General features: G+C 26.1%; 12 protein-coding genes. 7 read left to right on the top strand and 5 right to left on the bottom strand.

The genetic code is table 4. The features are described 5' to 3' along the window. The first annotated feature begins 126 nt into the window (after positions 1-126). From AAHM88_RS00130 to AAHM88_RS00100, 7 genes are all read left to right on the top strand, one after another. Entirely contained in the window at positions 127-2,790 is a 2,664-nt protein-coding gene (locus AAHM88_RS00130) for an Mbov_0397 family ICE element conjugal transfer ATPase (protein WP_342262817.1), read from the top strand. A gap of 147 nt (positions 2,791-2,937) precedes the next feature. After that, positions 2,938-3,675 (top strand): DNA-methyltransferase, encoded by a 738-nt coding sequence (locus AAHM88_RS00125; RefSeq protein ID WP_342262816.1) that lies wholly within the window; start codon positions 2,938-2,940, stop codon positions 3,673-3,675. Between the two features lie 3 nt (positions 3,676-3,678). Continuing rightward, complete coding sequence (locus AAHM88_RS00120; protein WP_342262815.1) at positions 3,679-4,182, top strand: ECF transporter S component; 504 nt, start codon at positions 3,679-3,681, stop codon at positions 4,180-4,182. A 17-nt stretch (positions 4,183-4,199) separates the two neighbouring features. Continuing rightward, a complete protein-coding gene (locus tag AAHM88_RS00115) occupies positions 4,200-4,592 on the top strand; it encodes a hypothetical protein (RefSeq protein ID WP_342262814.1) in 393 nt (130 codons plus the stop codon). Between the two features lie 125 nt (positions 4,593-4,717). Next, positions 4,718-5,899, top strand: a complete 1,182-nt coding sequence (locus AAHM88_RS00110; RefSeq protein ID WP_342262813.1) for a plasmid recombination protein — start codon at positions 4,718-4,720, stop codon at positions 5,897-5,899. Between the two features lie 4 nt (positions 5,900-5,903). Further along, positions 5,904-7,982 (top strand): VirD4-like conjugal transfer protein, CD1115 family, encoded by a 2,079-nt coding sequence (locus tag AAHM88_RS00105; RefSeq protein WP_342262812.1) that lies wholly within the window; start codon positions 5,904-5,906, stop codon positions 7,980-7,982. 358 nt (positions 7,983-8,340) lie between these two features. Then, complete coding sequence (locus AAHM88_RS00100; RefSeq protein ID WP_342262811.1) at positions 8,341-9,723, top strand: Mbov_0401 family ICE element transposase-like protein; 1,383 nt, start codon at positions 8,341-8,343, stop codon at positions 9,721-9,723. Between the two features lie 506 nt (positions 9,724-10,229). Here the strand turns inward: AAHM88_RS00100 and lysS are convergent. From lysS to AAHM88_RS00075, 5 genes are all read right to left on the bottom strand, one after another. Continuing rightward, positions 10,230-11,717 carry a lysine--tRNA ligase gene (gene lysS, locus AAHM88_RS00095; RefSeq protein WP_342262810.1) on the bottom strand — a complete coding sequence of 496 codons (1,488 nt, stop codon included), beginning with the start codon at positions 11,715-11,717 and terminating at the stop codon, positions 10,230-10,232. Between the two features lie 19 nt (positions 11,718-11,736). Next, a complete protein-coding gene (locus AAHM88_RS00090) occupies positions 11,737-13,071 on the bottom strand; it encodes a CoA-disulfide reductase (protein ID WP_342262809.1) in 1,335 nt (444 codons plus the stop codon). A 128-nt stretch (positions 13,072-13,199) separates the two neighbouring features. Beyond that, the gene (locus tag AAHM88_RS00085) at positions 13,200-13,601 is read right to left on the bottom strand and encodes a hypothetical protein (RefSeq protein WP_342262808.1); all 402 of its coding nucleotides are present in this window, start codon (positions 13,599-13,601) and stop codon (positions 13,200-13,202) included. Positions 13,602-13,661: 60 nt separating this feature from the next. Continuing rightward, a complete protein-coding gene (locus tag AAHM88_RS00080; protein WP_342262807.1) occupies positions 13,662-17,492 on the bottom strand; it encodes an ABC transporter permease in 3,831 nt (1,276 codons plus the stop codon). Between the two features lie 74 nt (positions 17,493-17,566). After that, positions 17,567-20,623 carry an ABC transporter permease gene (locus tag AAHM88_RS00075; RefSeq protein WP_342262806.1) on the bottom strand — a complete coding sequence of 1,019 codons (3,057 nt, stop codon included), beginning with the start codon at positions 20,621-20,623 and terminating at the stop codon, positions 17,567-17,569. Positions 20,624-20,667: the final 44 nt, after the last annotated feature.

Below are 20,667 nucleotides of genomic sequence, written 5' to 3'. Positions count from 1 at the left end.
GCAAATTAGCAATGAAAGTTATTTTATTATAGGAAATATATATATATATATATTATAAATATGAAAATAGTTTTTAAACCGGCATTTTAAATGTCGTTTTTAATTTAAAAGAAAGAGGTGCAGAATATGAAAAATGTAATACCAAAAAAACTAAAAGATGCCAAATATCGTTTTTGACGCAATATAACAATAACGGATATTTTAATAATTGCCGTTTGAGTTGGATTAACAATTATGTTTATATTTGGTTTTCAATGAAAACTATGAATAAAATTATTATCATCATCAATAATGATTTTAATTAGTTTACCACTAATTATTACAAATAAAAAAACTAATTTAAAAGGATGACAATGCTTATATTATAAAATAAATTATCTATTTAGTTGTAAGAAATATAGTAATAACAAAACAAGTTTACTGGTGCCATATAATAAAGTTATTGGTAATAACTTTATTACAACTCACGGAATTTTAAAAGGTACTTTAAAAAAGACGCTAATTGGAGCAATTCAAATAAAAGGATTTGACATTACTTTATTAAGCGGTGAAGAGCAAATATTAAGATTACGAGATTTGCAAGATGTTTTTAAATTTGCTAATTTTCCAATAACTTTTTTAAAGTTAGAATTACCATTAAATTTTGATGACAACATTAAATATTTACAAAAACAAATTAATAAAACGCAAATCCGTTATAAAGACAAAGAAATTAGTTTTAATCAATTTGTAAAAATTACAAAACAAATTAAAAATAATATTGCTTTTTTAAAAAAAGAATTAATTAAAATAAACGATGAAATAAAAACCGAAAAATGTTTTTTTATTTTTGTGTACGGAAATAGTCAACAAGATTTAAATGAAAAAATATTATTTTTAGAAGATAAATTATATAAAGGAAAAATTAATTGTAATATTTTATCTAATTACGAAATAACAAAAATCTTAAAATTAATGTGAAATCCATATGAAAAACCATTAAATAAAACAGATTTTAATAAAAATAAAGATAATTTAGTAAGATTATTGCAATTTAACTACCTAAATATTAAAAAAAATTATTTTATAGCAAATGATTTATATTATTCAATTAATACAATTCAGGACTATCCTTTATTTATTAACGATTTATGAGGGGCTTGTTTATTTTCAAATGAGCAAACTATTATTTGAAATATAAATCCTTTAAATTATGATGAAACAAAAAAAGCAATCAACAGTGCCATTCAAACAACCCAAACACGACAAGTAATGACAAAATCATATGTTAATACAAATGAAAATAACTATGAATTAGAAACATACTACCATTTAATTGATGAGGTTAATGGTGGTGGTGAATTATTAAAAAATGTTAATATTTTATTTTTAAATTATGGAACAAATAAAAAAACATTATTACAGGCACAAACACGATTAACAAAAGCATTAAAAGAAATGGATATTAAACTTAATCCATTGTGATATCAACAATTTAGTGGCTTAAAAGGTTTTATACCCTATAACAATAAGGTCATAATAAAAAAATATGGTCGAGAAATGCCAACAAGTACCCTAGCAGCATCATTTCCATTTATTGATAGTGGTTTACATGATAAACAAGGAATGTACTTAGGAACAAATAATATGGGGAATGTTGTGTTGTGAGATCAATTTAAAATTACGAGCAAAAGAACAAACCACAACATGTTTATTCTCGGTACAACAGGAATGGGAAAAACATATTTGTTAAAAAAAATAATAAATCATCATATCATGATGAGTCGTAAAGTGGTTGTTATTGATGCTGAACGAGAATACAAACCATTATGTGTTTATTATGATGGAAATTGAATTGACGCAGGAGATGCTTCGATAGGAAAAATAAACCCCCTACAAATTTTAGATAATAACTTTATTGATGAATTAGAAAATACCAATTCATCACCCCTATCAAATCATTTAAGATTTTTAGAGCAGTGATTCAAAACACTTTATCCTGATTTTAACGGGCGAGAAATTAATTTATTAACAAAATATTTGAAATTATTATATCACCAATTTAACATTACAAATAATAGCGATATTAACAAAATTAATAACAATGATTTTCCAATTATGATTGATTTTTATGACTTATTAGAAAAAGAATATATTAATAATGAAAATCAACTTTTAAAAGAATTTATGGATTTAATAGCAACCGATTTTTTAAATGATGGAAAATATCAAGCACTTTGAAATGGACATACAACGATAAAATTTAAAAATAATTTTGTTGTTTATGATGTTTATAATTTGTTTGACTTAGATGACAAAAAAACAAACGCAGCACAATTAATTTTAATGCTAAATATTATCAAAAAAGAAGTAAAAGAAAATCGTTTCAAAGATGATAATGAAATAGTGATAATTGTTGATGAGGCTCATTTAGCAATCGATAAAGATAACCCAGTTGCTTTAAATTTTATGTACCAAATGACAAAAAGGATTCGCAAATATAATGGTGCTTTGGTTGTGGCAACACAAAACATCGCTGATTTTGTAGAAAATGAAACCGTTTTAAAGAAAACAACAGCAATTATTAATAATAGTCAATATTCGTTTATTATGGGGTTAAAACCTAACGACCTAGAAAAAGTAATTAATTTATATAAAAGTTATGGCGGATTAACATCAGCAGAACAAGATTATATTGCTCGTAGTGTAAAAGGACAAGGGCTATTTTTTGTTTCAGGATTTGAAAGATATCGGATTGAAATCCAAGCAAACAAAAAAGAAAAAGCCGGATTTGGAAAAAAAGATAATTAAAATAATGCAAAAATAACTTAAAAAATGATTAAATTTAGTTATTTTTTTACATAATTTTAATAAAAAATAAAGAAAATGTTTATTTTTGTCTATTTTTTAAAAATAGCAAAGAAAACATTTTTTTATTTTAGAAAGGTGGTGGTGTTAATGATATTTAAGACAAATTTAGGAAAATTAATAAATGGTGATGCATTAGTTTTTATTAAAAGTTTAGAAAATGATAGCGTTGATTTAATATTAACTGATCCACCTTATTTATATAATTTGCCAAAAAGAAAAAACGAGCAAAGAAATGAAAATAGGATATCAAAAAGTATAAATAAATATATTAATGCTATCTATGATAATAATTTACATAATTCATTTGATATAAATACCTATTTAGATGAATTTTATCGAATTTCAAAAACTAAATTTATGTTAATTTGAATGAATAGAAGACAAATTAAAGATTACTTAGATTGAGTTTATAAAAATAATATGAATTTTGATTTTTATTTATGAGAAAAAACAAACCCAATGCCAACTAATAGTTTTATTTTGCAAGATAAAGAATATTGCATGATTATTTATTCTAAAAAGCATCCAATTCCAAATTATCAAAATAACTATGAAAATAAAAAAACAATATTTAAAAACCCAATAGGTTCAGCTTATAAAATAACAGAACATCCAACAGAAAAACCATTAAATATATTTGGCGATTTAATTCAAAAATATAGCAAAGAAAATGATTTAATTTTAGATTGTTTTTTAGGCAGTGGTACAACTGCGTATGCTTGTGAACAGTTAAACCGAAAATGACTAGGTTGTGAAATGAATAATAATTACTTTGCAATGATACAAAAGCGATTAAAGAAAATACAACTTAAATTTAGTTTTTAAAAAATGAATAACTTTCAATTAATTAAAAAAATAAATTATGTGGCAGTTTTAATTGCCATGATGGTTGTATTATCGCAAACTATGCGAATCCAAATTATTCCAAGAACAACAATTCCATTATTTTTAATGCCTATTTTTCTAAGCGGATTTATTTTAAATTGATATTGATGTTTATTAGTCGGATTTATGGGCCATTTTCTATCTGATTTAACATTATGAGGTTTTACTGTGGGATCATTATGTTGAAATATCGGCACAGGCTTATTGGCAATTTCAATTAAACTAATTAATTGAATCAAAATAAATCATATTATTAAAATTATTCTAATTTTATTAGCAAACATAATTATTTATCTTCCGATTGATTTTGTGCTTTTTTGATTAAATTTAGGTGTTTTAAATATAGAACAAATAATTATCGGAATATTAATTACAAATACAATATTCTTGCCAATATTTTATTTATTAACATTAAAAATTATAAAAAGAGTAAAAATAATTTTATAGAGAAAGGAACTATCAAAATGAAAGAAACAGAAAAATATATAAGTTATCAAATTATGACAAGTAATTTAATTTTAACAAAACCTTATTATGATAATAAAGGTAGTAAATGAATTGAGTTAAGGATAAAAGATTTATTGTATCCTTATGCAAGTATTAATATAAATAATAAATATTGTAAATTACAATATAATAAGGAATATTGTTTTATTATAATTTTTAAAAATCAAAACTTTTATATCAAAAATAAAGATGGGAAAATTGAGGGCGAGGTTAATTGAGAAAAACTGCACCCTTTTTTGTTGGCGATGGATAAACAATGTTTAATTAAAAAAGCCGAGAAAAAACAAATACACCAAGAAAATTTAAAATATTTTAATGGAATAAATTTCCAAAAAAAGATGATTAATTAGACAGAATAAAAATGAAATTTTTGAAATATTTTGGCAAAGCCAAAATGTATGATGAGTAGTAATTTTGGCTTTTTAAATTTAACAAATTTTAAAAGGTAAAAATTTCCAACAAGGAGGAATAAAATATGGAAAAAGAATATAAATTTAAGTCATCACCACCCATTGCAACTTTTAAAAAATATAAAAGTGGTACAGTTGATAAATTAATACGACATAATTTTAGAATTAAGGTACCTGAAAATGTTAACCCTGAATTTACAAAATATAATTTTTACTATGTTAATGGCATAAAAGAAAAAATTAGCAATGATAAAGGTTTTGAGTTAGCAAATAATAAAAGATTTAAATTATTAAAAAATATAGAAGAAGATTGAAATAAGCAACAACAAAAATATAGTGAAGCACAAAAATCAACTTTTAAAGAGTTTTGTAATAAACATAATACTTACATAGAAATTGTTTTGCCAGCAACGAGGCAAGAATGATTTGAAAAAATGGGAATATGTCAATTTACAGATATTCAAGTATGAGATAAAAAAACAGATACGCGGAAAATGGGACAATTAATTCCTGAAAGTATCAATTGGAATAAATTAAATGAATGAGTTAATATTGAAATAAATTTTATGAAACAATGAATGAAAAATAATCTTAAAACAGATATGGGATATTTGTATTCAGCAGTTCATATGGACGAAACAACACCTCATATTCATTTCGGTTTTATTCCAATTAGTGAAATTTTTTCAAAAAAACTTAATGAAAAAAGATACATAATTAGTAATAATCGGATTTTTGGGGGTAAAAAACAACTACAAAAATTCAATAATTATCATGCTAATTATTTAACAAAAGCAGGTTATGAAATCGAACCTGGCGAAATTGGAAGTAAAGGTAGTTATAATGCTATGAATTTTCGGCAAGTTAAGGAATTTGAACGAAATAAATTAGAAAATGAAATTAATAATCTATTTGATCAATACAAGTCTACCAAAGACAATGTTAAAGAATTTAACAAAATTAAAAGCATCAGTGATGATTATGATAGTTTAATTTATGAAATTAAACAATATTTAAAATATGAAAATAATTTTACAGATTATGAAATAAACCAATTAACTAAATATTTAGATTTAGCAGAAAAAATCAAATACTACAAAATTATCACCACCATTCCTGGAGCAAAAGAATCAGATTTTAAAAATATGAGTTTAATTGAACAAGAATTTAATGAAATGGTTTTTAAAATTAATCCTATTATGCAAAAAGGTTATGATTTAGTGAGCAGTTTAGAAAGAGAGTTATAAAAATATGTGAAATAAAATAAAAAAGAAAAAAACAAGTTTATTAATTGGTCTATGTTTTGTTCCAATTATTTTTATTTTTTGTTTAACATTATTTGGAATAGGTTATTCAATTTTTATTAATTGAAAAGAAATTACAATATTTATCAATGAAATTAAGCAATTTAAAATATTATCCTGATGAAATTATGTAATTAAAAATAAATACGGATTATTAATAACAGTTGGATTAAGTTTAGCGTTTTATTGCTGGTTTTTTTATTTTGTTTTATTTAGTAAAGTGAAGAGTAAAGAAACTGCAATTAAAACAACTGATAAAATAGATTTTGGTGATAGTAAATGATTAAGTATAAAAGAAATTGATGATATTAGTGATAGAGTTAATATCAAAGATAATTATAAAAATACAGGCTTTGTTTTTAATTGTAATAAAAACAAAAAAGATTTATTGTTTAATTTAAAAAACAATATTCATAGTGTTATTGTTGGTTCAACAGCAAGCGGAAAAACACAAGGCATAGTATTACCAACAATTTATTTAAATGGAAAATCAACTGCTAAACCAACTATGATCATAACCGATCCCAAGGGAGAATTATATAATTTAACTAGTGGGTTTTTAGCAGAAAATAGTTATAAAATAAAAGTTATTGATTTTCGTAATTTAGAAAAAGGAAATACTTGAAATCCACTAAAACTAATTTATGACGACTTTATTAAAATGATAATGACAAATAACGAAAAAGAAAAAACGAGATGAAAAATAAAATATCAAGATAAAATTAGATCACTTAGTCGTATGTTAATTGACAAAAATATTGAAGATGAATTTTGAAATAATTCAGCAAGTATGATTATTCAAGGAATTATTTTGGCATTATTAGAAGATTATGAAGATAAAATAAGCAAAAATAATTTAATAACAGAAATAGAAGAAATTTTAAAAAAAGAATTATTTTTCAACAAATTTAATATGGCGTCAGTGGCAGCAATCGCTAGTTTTAAAAAAGATCTAGTTAAATGACTTAATAATCGAAAAAATACCAGCATTGCCAAAATAACCGCAAGCCAAGTTTTGGTTGATAGTAAAGAAAATCGGACACTAGATGCTATTTTAATGACTGTTGCAAAAAGTTTAGAAATATTTAACAATGATTTTATTCGTAATTTAACATCCCAAAATGATATTAATTACAATGATTTTATCGAATATCCAACAGTTTTATACATCATATTTAGTGACGAAAATGATAATTACTATAAATTAATAGCAATATTAATTAGTCAAATTTATCAATTTTTAACAAATAAAGCAAGTGAAACAATCGAACAAAAACTAGAAAAACGAGTATATTTTATTTTAGATGAATTTGCTAATTTAACAAAAATAAATAACATTGAAAAATGAGTTAGTATTTCGCGCAGCAGAAACATATTTTTTCAATTTATTTTACAAGATATTAACCAATTAAAATTAAATTATGGTGATACAATAGCAAAAATTATTTTAAATAACTGTGGGATGCATATTTTCTTACATACCAACGATTTAGAAACAATAAAATATTATAGTGAATTATTTGGAACAAAAACAATCGAACAAATTAGTATTAATGAAAATAAAAGCAATATTAGTGTTTCAAAAAATTTAAAAAGTCACCCCCTAATGTTAACTAGTGAATTAGCAAATTTAAAACAAGGTCAAGGAATTGTTAAAATAGCACGCTATAATCCAATGAAAATAACTTTAAAACTATGAAAAGATTTAAAGTTAGTAGAAAAAACAAACACATTTAAATTAAAAGAAATTGAATATATCAATTTCAATCAAGAATATTTTTATGATATTAAAAATAACAAAAAAGAAATAAAAGAAAATTACATTAATGAATTTGCTAATTTAACAACAGAAAAAATTACAATAAATATTAATAATTTAAAAATGCAATTAAGAGAGTATGAAAATACAAATTACAAATCTATTCAAAATAAAACAATGATAAATTTACTTTTACAAAAAATCAAAAACCTTGAAATAGAATTAATCAAAAGACAAGAAACCAATAATTATTCTGAAAAGGAATAATTATTTTTTATAAATAGTAAGATTTCACAAAGTGGTCAAGCTGGAACACTAAAAAATAAACGAAGTGGGAGGATATCTGATAAGGTTAATCAACTAATTAAATTAGTACTACATGGGGCAGAAGAGTAGTCGCAAGTGATTAATTAAACCAATTCCTAAGGGAAACTATGCCTAAATGAAGACAAGCAATGAATTTATTTAACAAATAACTAATAATAAACAAAAAGAAAATAGAATAAGAAGGTTAATTAATTTCTCTCTTTCTCTCAATAAAAATATGACTATGACTGCTGACAAATTATTTGAAGCAGTATAAAATTTTACTATCATGCAATGATGATTTATAGGAGAAAAATATATGTTTTTAAATAGTTTGATAAAAGATATAAACTTTGTTGAAGAAGTAAATATTGATGTTAATTTCATAGAAAAACAAAAATTAAAAGAGAAATATGAAAACCTTGATCAAGAATTAAGAGAACAAAATTGTAATGGTAAAAATGGTTTTATTTTATGAGGAAAAAAAGATAAAACTATGAAAACTCCTTTTGGTAATATTATAATTAAAGTTTCTAGATTCCGTTATTATGATGATGAAAAAAATAAATTTAGAACAACAACTTTATTAAATAAATCAATTGGATTAAAAAATAATCAAACAATTATTTTAAGTGTTAAAATATCAATTTGAAAAGAAATGGATAGTGCTAAAAGACAAAGAGATATTAAGGATATGTTTCCGAAGTTAAAGATATCTAAGATGTCAATTACAAATATTAATAAAGAAGTTGATTTTGCTAAATTATTTAAAGAACAATTAAAAACAAAGACAGAAAAAATCAATGTTCAAACACCATATTTATATGCTGGTGTTGATGATTCTTTTAGTAATTTAACAAAATATAAAAAAATAGAAAAAAACATGTTTAGAGTAGCGTATTTCCACACTGGATATGATGAAATAAAAAGCACTAAAAATAAAAATGTTTTAAGAGATAAAAAGATTTTTATCGTAATGAAATCAGTAAAAAATAAATATTATCTTATTAAAAAATATAAAAAAGAATTTTTACATTTTTTACATAAAAATTATAATATTGAAAATTGTAAATTAACTCTTGCAGGAGATGGGGCAACATGAATTCAAAAATTCGCTAATGAAATTGGTGCAATTTATATTTTAGATGAATTTCACCTAATGAAAGAATTAAAAACAATAGTTCCTTATCGAAGAAGAAAACTTACTAAAAATTTAACTGATAACGAAAAAATAAGAAAACAAATTTATTGAGATATGAATAAATTATTTAAAAGTGGCGACCCTGATGAAGCGATAAAATATTTAAAAAATTTAATAAAAATTAAGAACATTAAAGAACATCCATTTTTGAAAGATAAAAAAGAAGATATAAAAAAATTTATTAATTATATTAATAAAAGAAAAGATGGAATTAAGGTTTATAAAGAAGATTGATATAAAGGGTCATGCACTGAATCACAAATTTCGCATAATGTAAAATGATTAAAAGGATATGGCTCTAAATCATATAGTGAAAAAGTTTTCAAAAATATGATTGCAATGAAAATGGCGAAAGAAAACGGGGTTAATTTAATTGAGTTTTATCTTAATAAGTTAAATAAAAAACTGCAAAAAGAACATAGTTATTATTTTAAAAATAATGATAATTACCAATTTTTAATAAATAATAATATTTCTCGACAAGCACAAGCATTTATTTAAAATTTAAAAAAATTCAATAAATATTTATTAAATAATTTTTGGGATTATTATTTTTCGTTTGCAATTTTGTAATTTTGTGTTATGATAAAAATGGTTAAAAAAGATAAGTTTGTCTTTTTCTTAGTTAGTTTTATTTTAATAGATAAATATTTATTTAAATAAAACATCACCCACCGAATAATTTATGCCCTCCGAACTTCCAAGAACAACTCGGTCTGTCACCATTAGAAACACCCATTGTCACTAGTCCTAATCCCACAACCCCTAGCAACGCCTTTCCTACAAACCAATACCGTGGTATTAAACAAGACCGCATCCGTGGAACTAATATCGGCGACCTCTGTGCTTTCTGCTGCAATGAAGGCAACATCGTTGAAGCGGGAGGATGCAATACCTGCGATAATTGCAGTGCTCAACTGCAATGTGGGTTATAAACATCTTCAAATTAACAAAAAAGAGTAAAGAATTTAATTCCTTACTCTTTTTTAACGCTTCTTAGCGCCCTCTTATTCTTTAATTCGCATATGTGGAAATAATAACACATCTTTAATTGATGATTGTTCCGTTAATAACATTACTAAGCGGTCAATACCAATCCCTAAACCACCAGCTGGTGGCATCCCATATTCTAAGGCTTCAACAAAGTCTAAATCCATTTCATTAGCTTCCTCATCACCTAAATTTCTTAATGCTAACTGCTGTTCAAAACGATTATATTGGTCAATGGGATCATTTAATTCAGAATAACCATTAGCATACTCTCTACCGCCAATAAATAGTTCAAAACGATCAGTAAACCGTTCATCAGAACAACTCTTTTTCGCTAATGGCGACACTTCCAGTGGATATCCATAAATAAATGACGGTTGAATTAAGGTTTTTTCAACTAATTGTTCAAAAAATGCATTAATGATATGACCAATCGTATGCTGATGCTTTTCTAAAATTATGTTATGCTCTTTAGCTAACTTTCGTGCTTGCACTAATGTCATTTCGCGATTAAATTCTACCCCACTAACATTTTTAATTGCTTCCACCATACTCATTTTATTTCATTGCCGAAAATTAATTTTTTGATGATCGTAAGTTATTTCACTACTAGGCAAAATTGCCTTAACTAAATAACTAATCAAATCTTCGGTTAACTGCATCATAAAATTCATATCCTGATAAGCAACATAAATTTCAATCGCAGTAAACTCAGGGTTATGTTTCGCTGACATACCTTCATTACGAAACAATCGGCCCATTTCAAATACTTTCTCAAAACCACCAACAAGAAGTTTTTTTAAATACAATTCAGGAGCAACTCGCAAGTAAAATGGCATATCCAAAGTATTATGATGCGTTTTAAAAGGTTTCGCTGTTGCCCCACCTAATATTGGTTGTAAAACTGGCGTTTCCACCTCTAAATAGTCTCTTGTTTGTAAATATTGCCGAATTAAATTTAATATTTGCGTTCTTTTAATAAATACTGCTTTAACTTCTTCATTAACAATCAAATCAACATATCGCCGACGATATCGTTCTTCGGTATCCTTTAAACCATCATGTTTATTAGGCAACGGTTTTAATGCCTTACTAAGCAATTGAAACGCTACCAGTCTTAAAGTCAATTCCCCAACTTGTGTTTTCATTGCCCCACCAGTAACACTAATGATATCGCCTAAATCTAATTGTTCAAAAGCAAGAAATTCCTCCTTAGAAACTTCATCAAGACGAAGATAAACTTGAATTTGACCATCTTGGTCTTGAACATTAGCAAAAATTGCTTTGCCAGCCGTTCTTAAAGCCCTAATTCTTCCCGCAATCGTAATCACATCTGGTTTTCCTTGCAATTGCTCTTTACTATATACATCATATTGTTCTTTAAATTCAGCAGTAGTATGCGTGCGTTCTACCTTAGAAATAGCAAACGGATTATGGTTTGCTTTTACTAATTGCTCTAACTTATCGCGTCGCACAACTTCCTGTTCTGAAAATTTTCTTGACATAAATTAACTTCTCCTTTAATTATTTCTTAATTTTACTAGCACCAATATGAATTATATCACTAGTGCGTCCAAAAGGTGGTGCGTACACCAAATCTAACTTGGCAATTTCTGGTAATGTCATTTGCTTGCAAATCGCAACCGCTAAAGCATTAATTCTTAAAACTGCTTTATTATAACCAACAATTTGTGCTCCTAATAATTTTAAGGAATCAACTTCATAAAGCAATTTTAATTTTAAAGGCATTTGCTTTGACATATAATTTGGTAAATCATAATCATCAATGATAATTGTTTGATAGTTAAAATTCATTGCTTTTGCTTCTCATTCACTTAATCCAGTCCGAGCAACTTGCAAATCAACAATTTGTAAAATCGCACTTCCCAAAGTTCCTTCTAAGCGATCATCAACATTAGCAATAACATTAGCAATAACGCGAGCTAATTTAACTGCTGTTGTTGCTAAAGGAAGATATGATTGTTTTTTAGTTACTAAATTAGTAATTGTTGCACAATCACCAACACTATAAACATTAGCAATATTAGTCTTTCCTTGATGATCAATAACAATTGCCCCATTATCCAGCATTTCTAAACCCGTATCCTTAAATAATTGCGTATGCGGACGAAATCCCAGTGCTAAAACTACTAAATCAGCAGCAATAATTTCATTATTTGCTAATACAATTGCTTGAACATCATTTTCGCCTTGAAAACCTAATAATTCTTTAGAACAATGCACTTGCACAGTTTTTGCCAATAAATATTCTTGTATTATAGTAGTAATCTCAACATCAAAAGCTTTAGCACCAACTCGTTCTAACGCCTCAACAAGAATAACTTCTTTCTGCAAATGACTAAATGCTTCAACCAGTTCCAAACCAATAAAACCACCACCAATAATAGCAATTTTTTGTTTATCTTTAACTTGTTTTCTAATATTGTAAGCATCTTCTTTACTAACGGCTGTAAAAATATTTCCTAAATGGTCATTTTCAAATTTAGGAACAATTGGCATCGCCCCCGTAGCAATAACTAAATTATCATATTGTTTAGTAATTATCTCAGAAGTTACTTGATTACCAATCATAACTACTTTTTTATCAAAATCAACCGCAGTTAATTGCGAGTTTAAAAAAATTTGAATATTTTGTTTTTCAAATCAATCGGGCGTTCTTGCTAATAAATCATTAACATTATCAAATTCTTCAGCAATATAATATGGAATCCCACAAGCGCCTAATGAAACATAACTACTTGCTTGATAAACAATAATTTCCATCGTTGCATCATTTCTTCGTAGTTTACTAGCACAAGTCATTGCGGATGCCCCACCACCAATAATAATTGTTCGCATAACTTTAATCCTCCTTCTATTTAGTAATTGTTCTTACTAATAATAACACTATGCACATCAAAAAAACCACTTGTGTTTTAATAACAAAAAATACCTTATCATTAAGCGATGATAAGGTACAAATTAAACTAAATTAAGGTTCAATATGTTGGGGCAATATGATGATAAAATCGTTTTGCTAATTCCTCAGCATATATTGGAACCTGCGATTCTTTTTTCCATTTTGAAAATTGCCTTCAAAGAAAATTACTATAACCTTGATATTGATATTTTTCAATAACCGTAATCATCGTATTTCTTAAAGCAGAATATGATTTAATAAAATTATTTACATAATGAAAATTATATATTGGAATATATTCATATCCTGTATGCTCAGCATAAAACTTTGTATTAACATAATGCTTTTTCATATCCCGATATACTTTCATTTGTCTAACATTTCCACGATTACTCTGTTGATAATTAATTAAATTAGGTGTTATTAGTGATGTTCCTAACAAAGAAAAAACGATTAAATTTTTTCTCACTTAAACCAACTCCTTTTTATTTTATTATACAATTATGTTCCATTAATTTAAATATCTAAATTAATCATTTATTTTTAAAGCTTCAATTGGATTGACGCGTTTTAAAATAAATCAACCAACAACAAATGTAATCGCATAAATTGCTAAAATAATGACTAAAACCGCAAAGATTAGTCCTCAATTAAAGTAAAACGGCATAACTCACGTTGAATTCAATGCTAAATAATTAACTAACTGATTCATAATTACCCACGCCACAGGAAAACCAATAACAAAAGCAATAAACACAATGGGTAAATACATTCCTAATGTTAATCAATTAATTTTATAATCACTATAACCAATAACTTTCATTGTTGCAATTAACCGACTATTTTCGGTAATAATTATATTAGAAGTAATTAAAATTGTCACAAATGATATTAATAAAGAAATCGCCATAAAAGCCCATAATATTGAATCAGCAATACCTTTAATTTCATCAAATACCGATTGATGTGTTGCAATCGGCATTGCAAAAGCAATTGCTCCTTGTCCTAATCCAATATACTTTTGAACTAAATCACCAGAAATCTCATCCTTAGTTACCATACCATTTAATGTTAACTGCGTAAAATCACCATACATTTGCGCCACACTAATACTATCAGTAATATCAGTAATATTTTTATTTAATGAAAATTTAGCATTAAACAAAGGAAACATTGCCTGCACAGCCTCATCATAAGTCATATTAGGAAATCTTTGCTTAAATTCTGGCGTTGTATCATTAGCAAAGTGAGTAACTTCTTGAAATATATCTTTAATTTTCTCATAATGTTCTGAAAGCTCTCAACTTTTACCTTTTTCAATATAACCTAACATCACATCAGCATCATATTTAGGTAAAAACATTTTAGGATCACCATAACCCTCTTGGATACCAATAACGCGCATTTTCTGATTTTGATTATCTTCAGTTTTAATATAAACATCACCACTAGTAATTTTCTTATACATTGATGAAGGAACATCACCCATTGAAAAATACAATCCTTGAACTCCTGCAATATCATTATTTGTCACTTGTTGAAAACCAGTACTTAATCCTTTTAGATTCCAATTTTTCAGGTCAACAATCTTACTATCAGCCGTAGCAGTTTTAGAATATAATGATTGCTTATTAGGATTAATATCTAAAATGTCACCTTGATTAATTTGCAAATGTTTAGCAATAGTTTGATTAATAACTACAGGAATAATTTCTGCATTAGGCGAATGATTTTCATACATTGCTTCTAAAAGATTATTATTATCTTTATCTAATAAAAGATTCATTTTACTACTTCGTTCAATACCATAAGCTTTAAGCTTTAACATTTTTTTATTTTCATAAGTAATATTACCACGAGAAATTGTTTCAATATTAGGTTTAAAATAAGTTGCTAACTCATCTTCATCAGGATTATAGGGTGTCAATCCAAATTGAATATTAAAGGTTTTAGTAAGTTCTAAATCATTAGCAATTGCTTTCAGTTTTATTATCACCTTATTTAAATACCGATTTCATTGTTCATCATCTTTACTTGGATTAGCACTTTGACCATTATTAAGTCGCTTTTTAATTTCTTCATAAATTTTTAACACCACATCATAGCGGTTTTTATAATCAGCATCATTAGTAGCAGCAACAGTCATTTCATCAATAAAGCCATTATTTTCTTGTAAAGTTAACGGATTACCATTAGTAAACTCTGCAGTAGGATTAATTAAATCTCCCGACTGTAAAATATCAATTGCTAAACTAACTTCAATTTTTCTTAAAGTTAATTCTAATGATGATAACTTACTACGAACAAAATAAGGCGACTTTTTTGTCGTACCAATAATGATACAATCAGTAATTGCATACTTTGCCTGCTCGGCTTCTGTTTTATCATTCCAACCATCAACGGCCAGCATGCAAGTAATATCTTTAAACGGTGATAATGTAGCTGTTGGTTCTAACTTCGTTAAAATTGAATTAAGGTAAAAATTTAAATCAAAAAGACGATAATTTAAAGTTGCGAGCTTTATTAATTCTAACAACATCAGACGATAGCGTTTGACATTCGGCTTGATTTCCTCTTCAACCATTAATTTTGGAGAATAAAGATCACCATCAATCCCTTGTTGATTATTTTTAATTTCTGGATTATAAACACCATATGATGAAAGCATTGAATTTCAAATCGGAGTTTCATATTCAGTAATTGATTCATAATTAATTCCCTTATAAGTTGCGGTTCGCATATCTTGTAAAGCTTTTGGTCCTGTAATGGAAAATGTTAATAACAATGTTGCTGAAACCATTGTAATCATTACTGTTAACATCTTCGTAATTGATTTTGAAAAAACTGCTCAACGAAACCGCGTTGTAAATCGTTTGCCACGATTTAAATAATTAAATCATCTTGTTAAAATCGTTGCCCCCATATTTTCTTCGGGATGTAATAATTTCAAAGGACTACCTTTAATATATCAAATTGAGGCCACAATTGTTATTAAACCTAATAAAAGAAAAGTTCCACCAATTGAAAATAATAATGATAGCCAATTAAAACTAAATTTCCCTAATGGAAGCGTAAAATATCAATTAAATACACTTATAATAGGAATTTGTAAAAAAATACCAACTAAATATCCAATAATTCCCCCAACAATAGCAGCAATTAATGGATATACTAAAAACCCTTGGGCAATACTAAACGAAGAATAACCTAAACTTTTTAAAACACCAATTTGCGTACGAGAATTTTGAACGCGTTTTTTTGTTACTAATGCAATCACAAATCCCGCAATGATAAGTACCATTAATAACAAAGCAATTGCCATAATTTGATAAGCAACCAAAATTGTTTTTAGCGTATTAACACGACCACTAAAATCATATTCAGGATAATTGGCATCATTAACCGCAAATACAAAATCATTATTACCATCATTACTAAGAAAATAATCTTGTAATTGTTTTTGAATTAAGGAAATATTTTGTTCACTACCAGCACCTCACTGAGCAACAAAATATCCTTCACGATCAACTTCAGAAGTTAACGAAATTTTTTCAACACTTTTATTATATTGTCATTTAATACCTTTTTCAATTAATTGCGTATTATTAGGACTAAAAAGTCCTAATTGGTGCGGATGAACAAATGCCATCCCCTCACGCGCTTGATTAGGAATTGGCGTTGTTAAATCAAGTTGGGGAAACATATAATCAACAGCAGTTCCTAATCCAACAATTTCTAAAGCATTATTATCAGGATTATTAACATCACACTGTTTTGACTGTAAACAAATAATATCACCAACATGATATTTATTTTCATTAGCAAATTCAGGCGATAACACCACTTCCTGCTCAGTTTCAATATTGCGACCTTCCGTAATAACTAATTTATCAATCGTATCTTGAATATCATAAGCAATAACTTTAAACAAACTTACATTATTATCAATAACACGAGAAACCATTCGTCCTTCACGATATGCAAACACAAAATTATTATTTGTTTCATTAGCAAGTCTGACTTTTTCCATTGCTCATTGAACATAAGCAGTTTTCTCAACTAATGCCTTTTGAACATTAACATCAGTTTCATCAGCTTCTTTTCCCGGAATCCGATCTTTATTTCTTAAATCAACAACAAAATGATGTAAATTAGATGCCGTAATAAAATTCTCATAAGAATTATTAATTCTTTGTGTTGTTGTATACATTAAAGTAAAAATAACTGCCGTTAAAACTATTAAAAGAACTAACCCTATCATTTGAATCTTATTTCTTAAAACTGATTTAAAAGCGTTTTTAAGAATATAATAGTTTTTGAGTTTTCCAAGATTAAAACCTTGTCATTTCCTTTTTTTCACTATTAAACTCCTTTTAAATATGTTAATTGTTACCTTGCTTTTTTCGCATTGTTTAAATTATACATTAAAAAATTCTATTCTTGAAATTCCTTAATTTTTTGCACAATACTTTGTTGATGAAGTTTAAAAACACCAACAAAATATGATACCAAATATACTACTAACTCAATAGTAATCCCTACTATAATATGTCATCACTGTCAATTAACCGGTAAACTAAATTCAGTTAATTTCGCAACAAAGATAAATAATTCTTTTAAAATAATAATACTTATCGGCACGCCAACTAAAAATGCAATAATAATCGTTGGAATATAGGCACTCATAATAATATTTGACACTTCATGAATTTTATAACCTAAAGTTTGAAAAACAATAATCATCTTCTTATTTTCAGTAATAACAATATTAGTAATCATTACTAAAATAACCACAGAAATTGTCGTTGCAAAAAATATTATAATTGCAATCATAATTGCAATGATATTATTATATTTCAAAGCAATTTGCTTAACAGCACTCATATCCAATAATGAATTTAACAATGGTTTTAAACCTTGCAAATTATTATTACCATCAGTTCTTAAAGTTATTCAATCTTGAACTTCTAAACTATCTTGTTGTGAATATTTAGCATTATAAGAATTATTATCCAAACCAAAGACAAAACGCATCGCATCAAGTGGTGCATATACATAAGAATTTTGATAAAAATCAGCAATCCCAACAATTTTAAAATTTACTTTTTGGATAGTATCATTATATTTAAACTCAATTACAAAATAATCATTAATCTTTAAATCACGCAAAGTTGCCATTACTGAATTAATTACTAATGGTATTGGTTCATTAATATCTTTAGCTTCATTTCAATTGACTAATTCTTGTTCTAATAATGGATACAAATTATTTTCATTCTCATCTTCTAATTTTAAAAACGCTTTGTGATGTTCAAAATCAACACTATGAACCATCAAACTTCCTAATGCCTTATTATTATTATTACTAATCGCTTCACCAAGAAGCAACAAATATGGTAACTCATTAGCTTCTTGATAAGGAACAAAATCAAAACCGATATTTGTTGTAATTACTTTTCTAACATTACCCTCAGCATCAGTTTTAGTTGTTTTTGAAAGATCCGCTAATTCCCGTAAAATAAATCAGTTTTCAATAACCATTTGTGTTTGTTGAACGCTAACAGTTTCTTTAAAAGAAAATAAATTATTAATTGCCATTGTCAATTTATTATATATTGCTTCGTGTTCACTAACAGGACTATTTTCAATTTTACTAATAAACCCATTTAATTGACTATATATTAAATCTAATAACGAAGCAGGAAGATAATAATCCTTAAAAATTGTTTCTAATTGTAATTTATTATTACCATATAACATTAATAAGTCAAACAAACCAAGTTTTGTTTTTTTAATGTTAATTTCTTCTACTTTAACAAAAGGATACTTAAAAGATTTTTTATCATTTTGCAGTAAAAAACTACTATCATAAAAATAATTATAATGATAATTTATCGGCGAAAAAGACTTATTAATTGAATCATTAACAACTGTTGAAGTTACAAAAACAAACATTAACAGAATTGTTGTTGAAATCATTGCAATAATAACAACAACAACCCGACTAAATGATTTAATAACTAATGAAAATGAAACTTTAACTTTAAACGGTGCAAATGAACCTAATCTTAAAAAAAACAACTTAATACCATTTATTTGTGGTGAAATATTAGGAGTTAATAATACTAACGGTGGTTTTTTAAAAAATACATTCGCAAAAATATAAGTAATCATTAGTAAAAAAAGTAACGGTCCTAACGCAACAATTAAGAAAATTACTCAATCAAAAGTAATATAAGATAATGGTAACTGAATATGATTAACATACACTACTGATAACAAATATTGCACAAATAAACTAGCTCCATAACCTAAAAACGAGCCCACAATACTTGAAAAACTAATTACGCCTAAAAAACTAAAACTAATTTTTCAATCACGATATCCTATTGCTTTTAACAATCCAATATGGATTTTTTCATCATTAATATCTTTTTTAACAAGAAAAATAATAATTACAAAAACAATTAATAAAATTAAAAATAAAAATGTTGTTGAAATCAGACCATTAGTTCGTGACTGAATAAATAATGGTTTTACAGTATCATTTGTTTCTAAACTAGCAATTGCTTTATAATTAATTTTTGTCCCTATTAATTCATTAAATTGCTTTTCTAACTGCAAATATTCATTCTTCCTAATATTATTCCACTCATAACCAGAATTAAACTGTCCATAATAATGCTCTTGAATTAAAGACTTATTAATAGCTAATTGTCGAAATTTAAATGGTTGCATATAAACAAATGTTTGCGTAGCAAACTCAGGGATTGTTATCGTACTTTTCATAATTCCAATCGGAACGACATAATCAGGCGTCATCCCATATCCAACAATTCGTAATCCTGTAACTGCTAAATTATTAACATCACCAACACCTGGCAAATAAAATTGCGGATTATTAATATTTTTTCCATCATAAATTTTCAAATTATTTGCCACAGCAAACTGCTTAAAAATAATAACTTCATTACTAGCAATTGGTTTTCGCCCCTCAATAATAATTACTTTATTCATATCTTTGCGATTACGATTATTTTCAATTAAATGCTGATAGTAATCAGCTAACACTAAAGTATAATTTAAATCTTTATTACGATAATTAGTAGTTTTAGCATATAAGCTCCGCTCTCCTAAGCGATAAGAAAATTTTTTCTGAAAATATTCGGTAATTAAAAATGAAATCATTGCTACATCATTGCTAGCAAAATTCTTATTAACATTATTTTTTTTATATTTGATAAATTCGTCAGAAAATTTATTAATTGTTGCTTCGCGATTTTTCAAAGTCATTTGATTAAGCGGATAAAAAGAAAAATGGTGTGAATTACCTTTATCTAGCAAAACACTAAAACTTCTTAACAACTCACGATTAGATTGATTAATACCAGAAAAAACAGTTACTGATAAAAATATCAATACAATTAGTCCAAAAAACTGCACTCATTTTTTATTAATTGATCTTAATCCGTTAATAAAGAGAAGCAACATTGTTTTTTTCACTCCTTGAATAATAATATCCTTATCAGTAAGTA

Source organism: Spiroplasma endosymbiont of Dromius quadrimaculatus (genome assembly GCF_964031155.1).
Lineage (GTDB): Bacteria > Bacillota_I > Bacilli_A > Mycoplasmatales > Nriv7 > Nriv7.
This window is presented reverse-complemented; position numbering and strand designations above follow the sequence as displayed.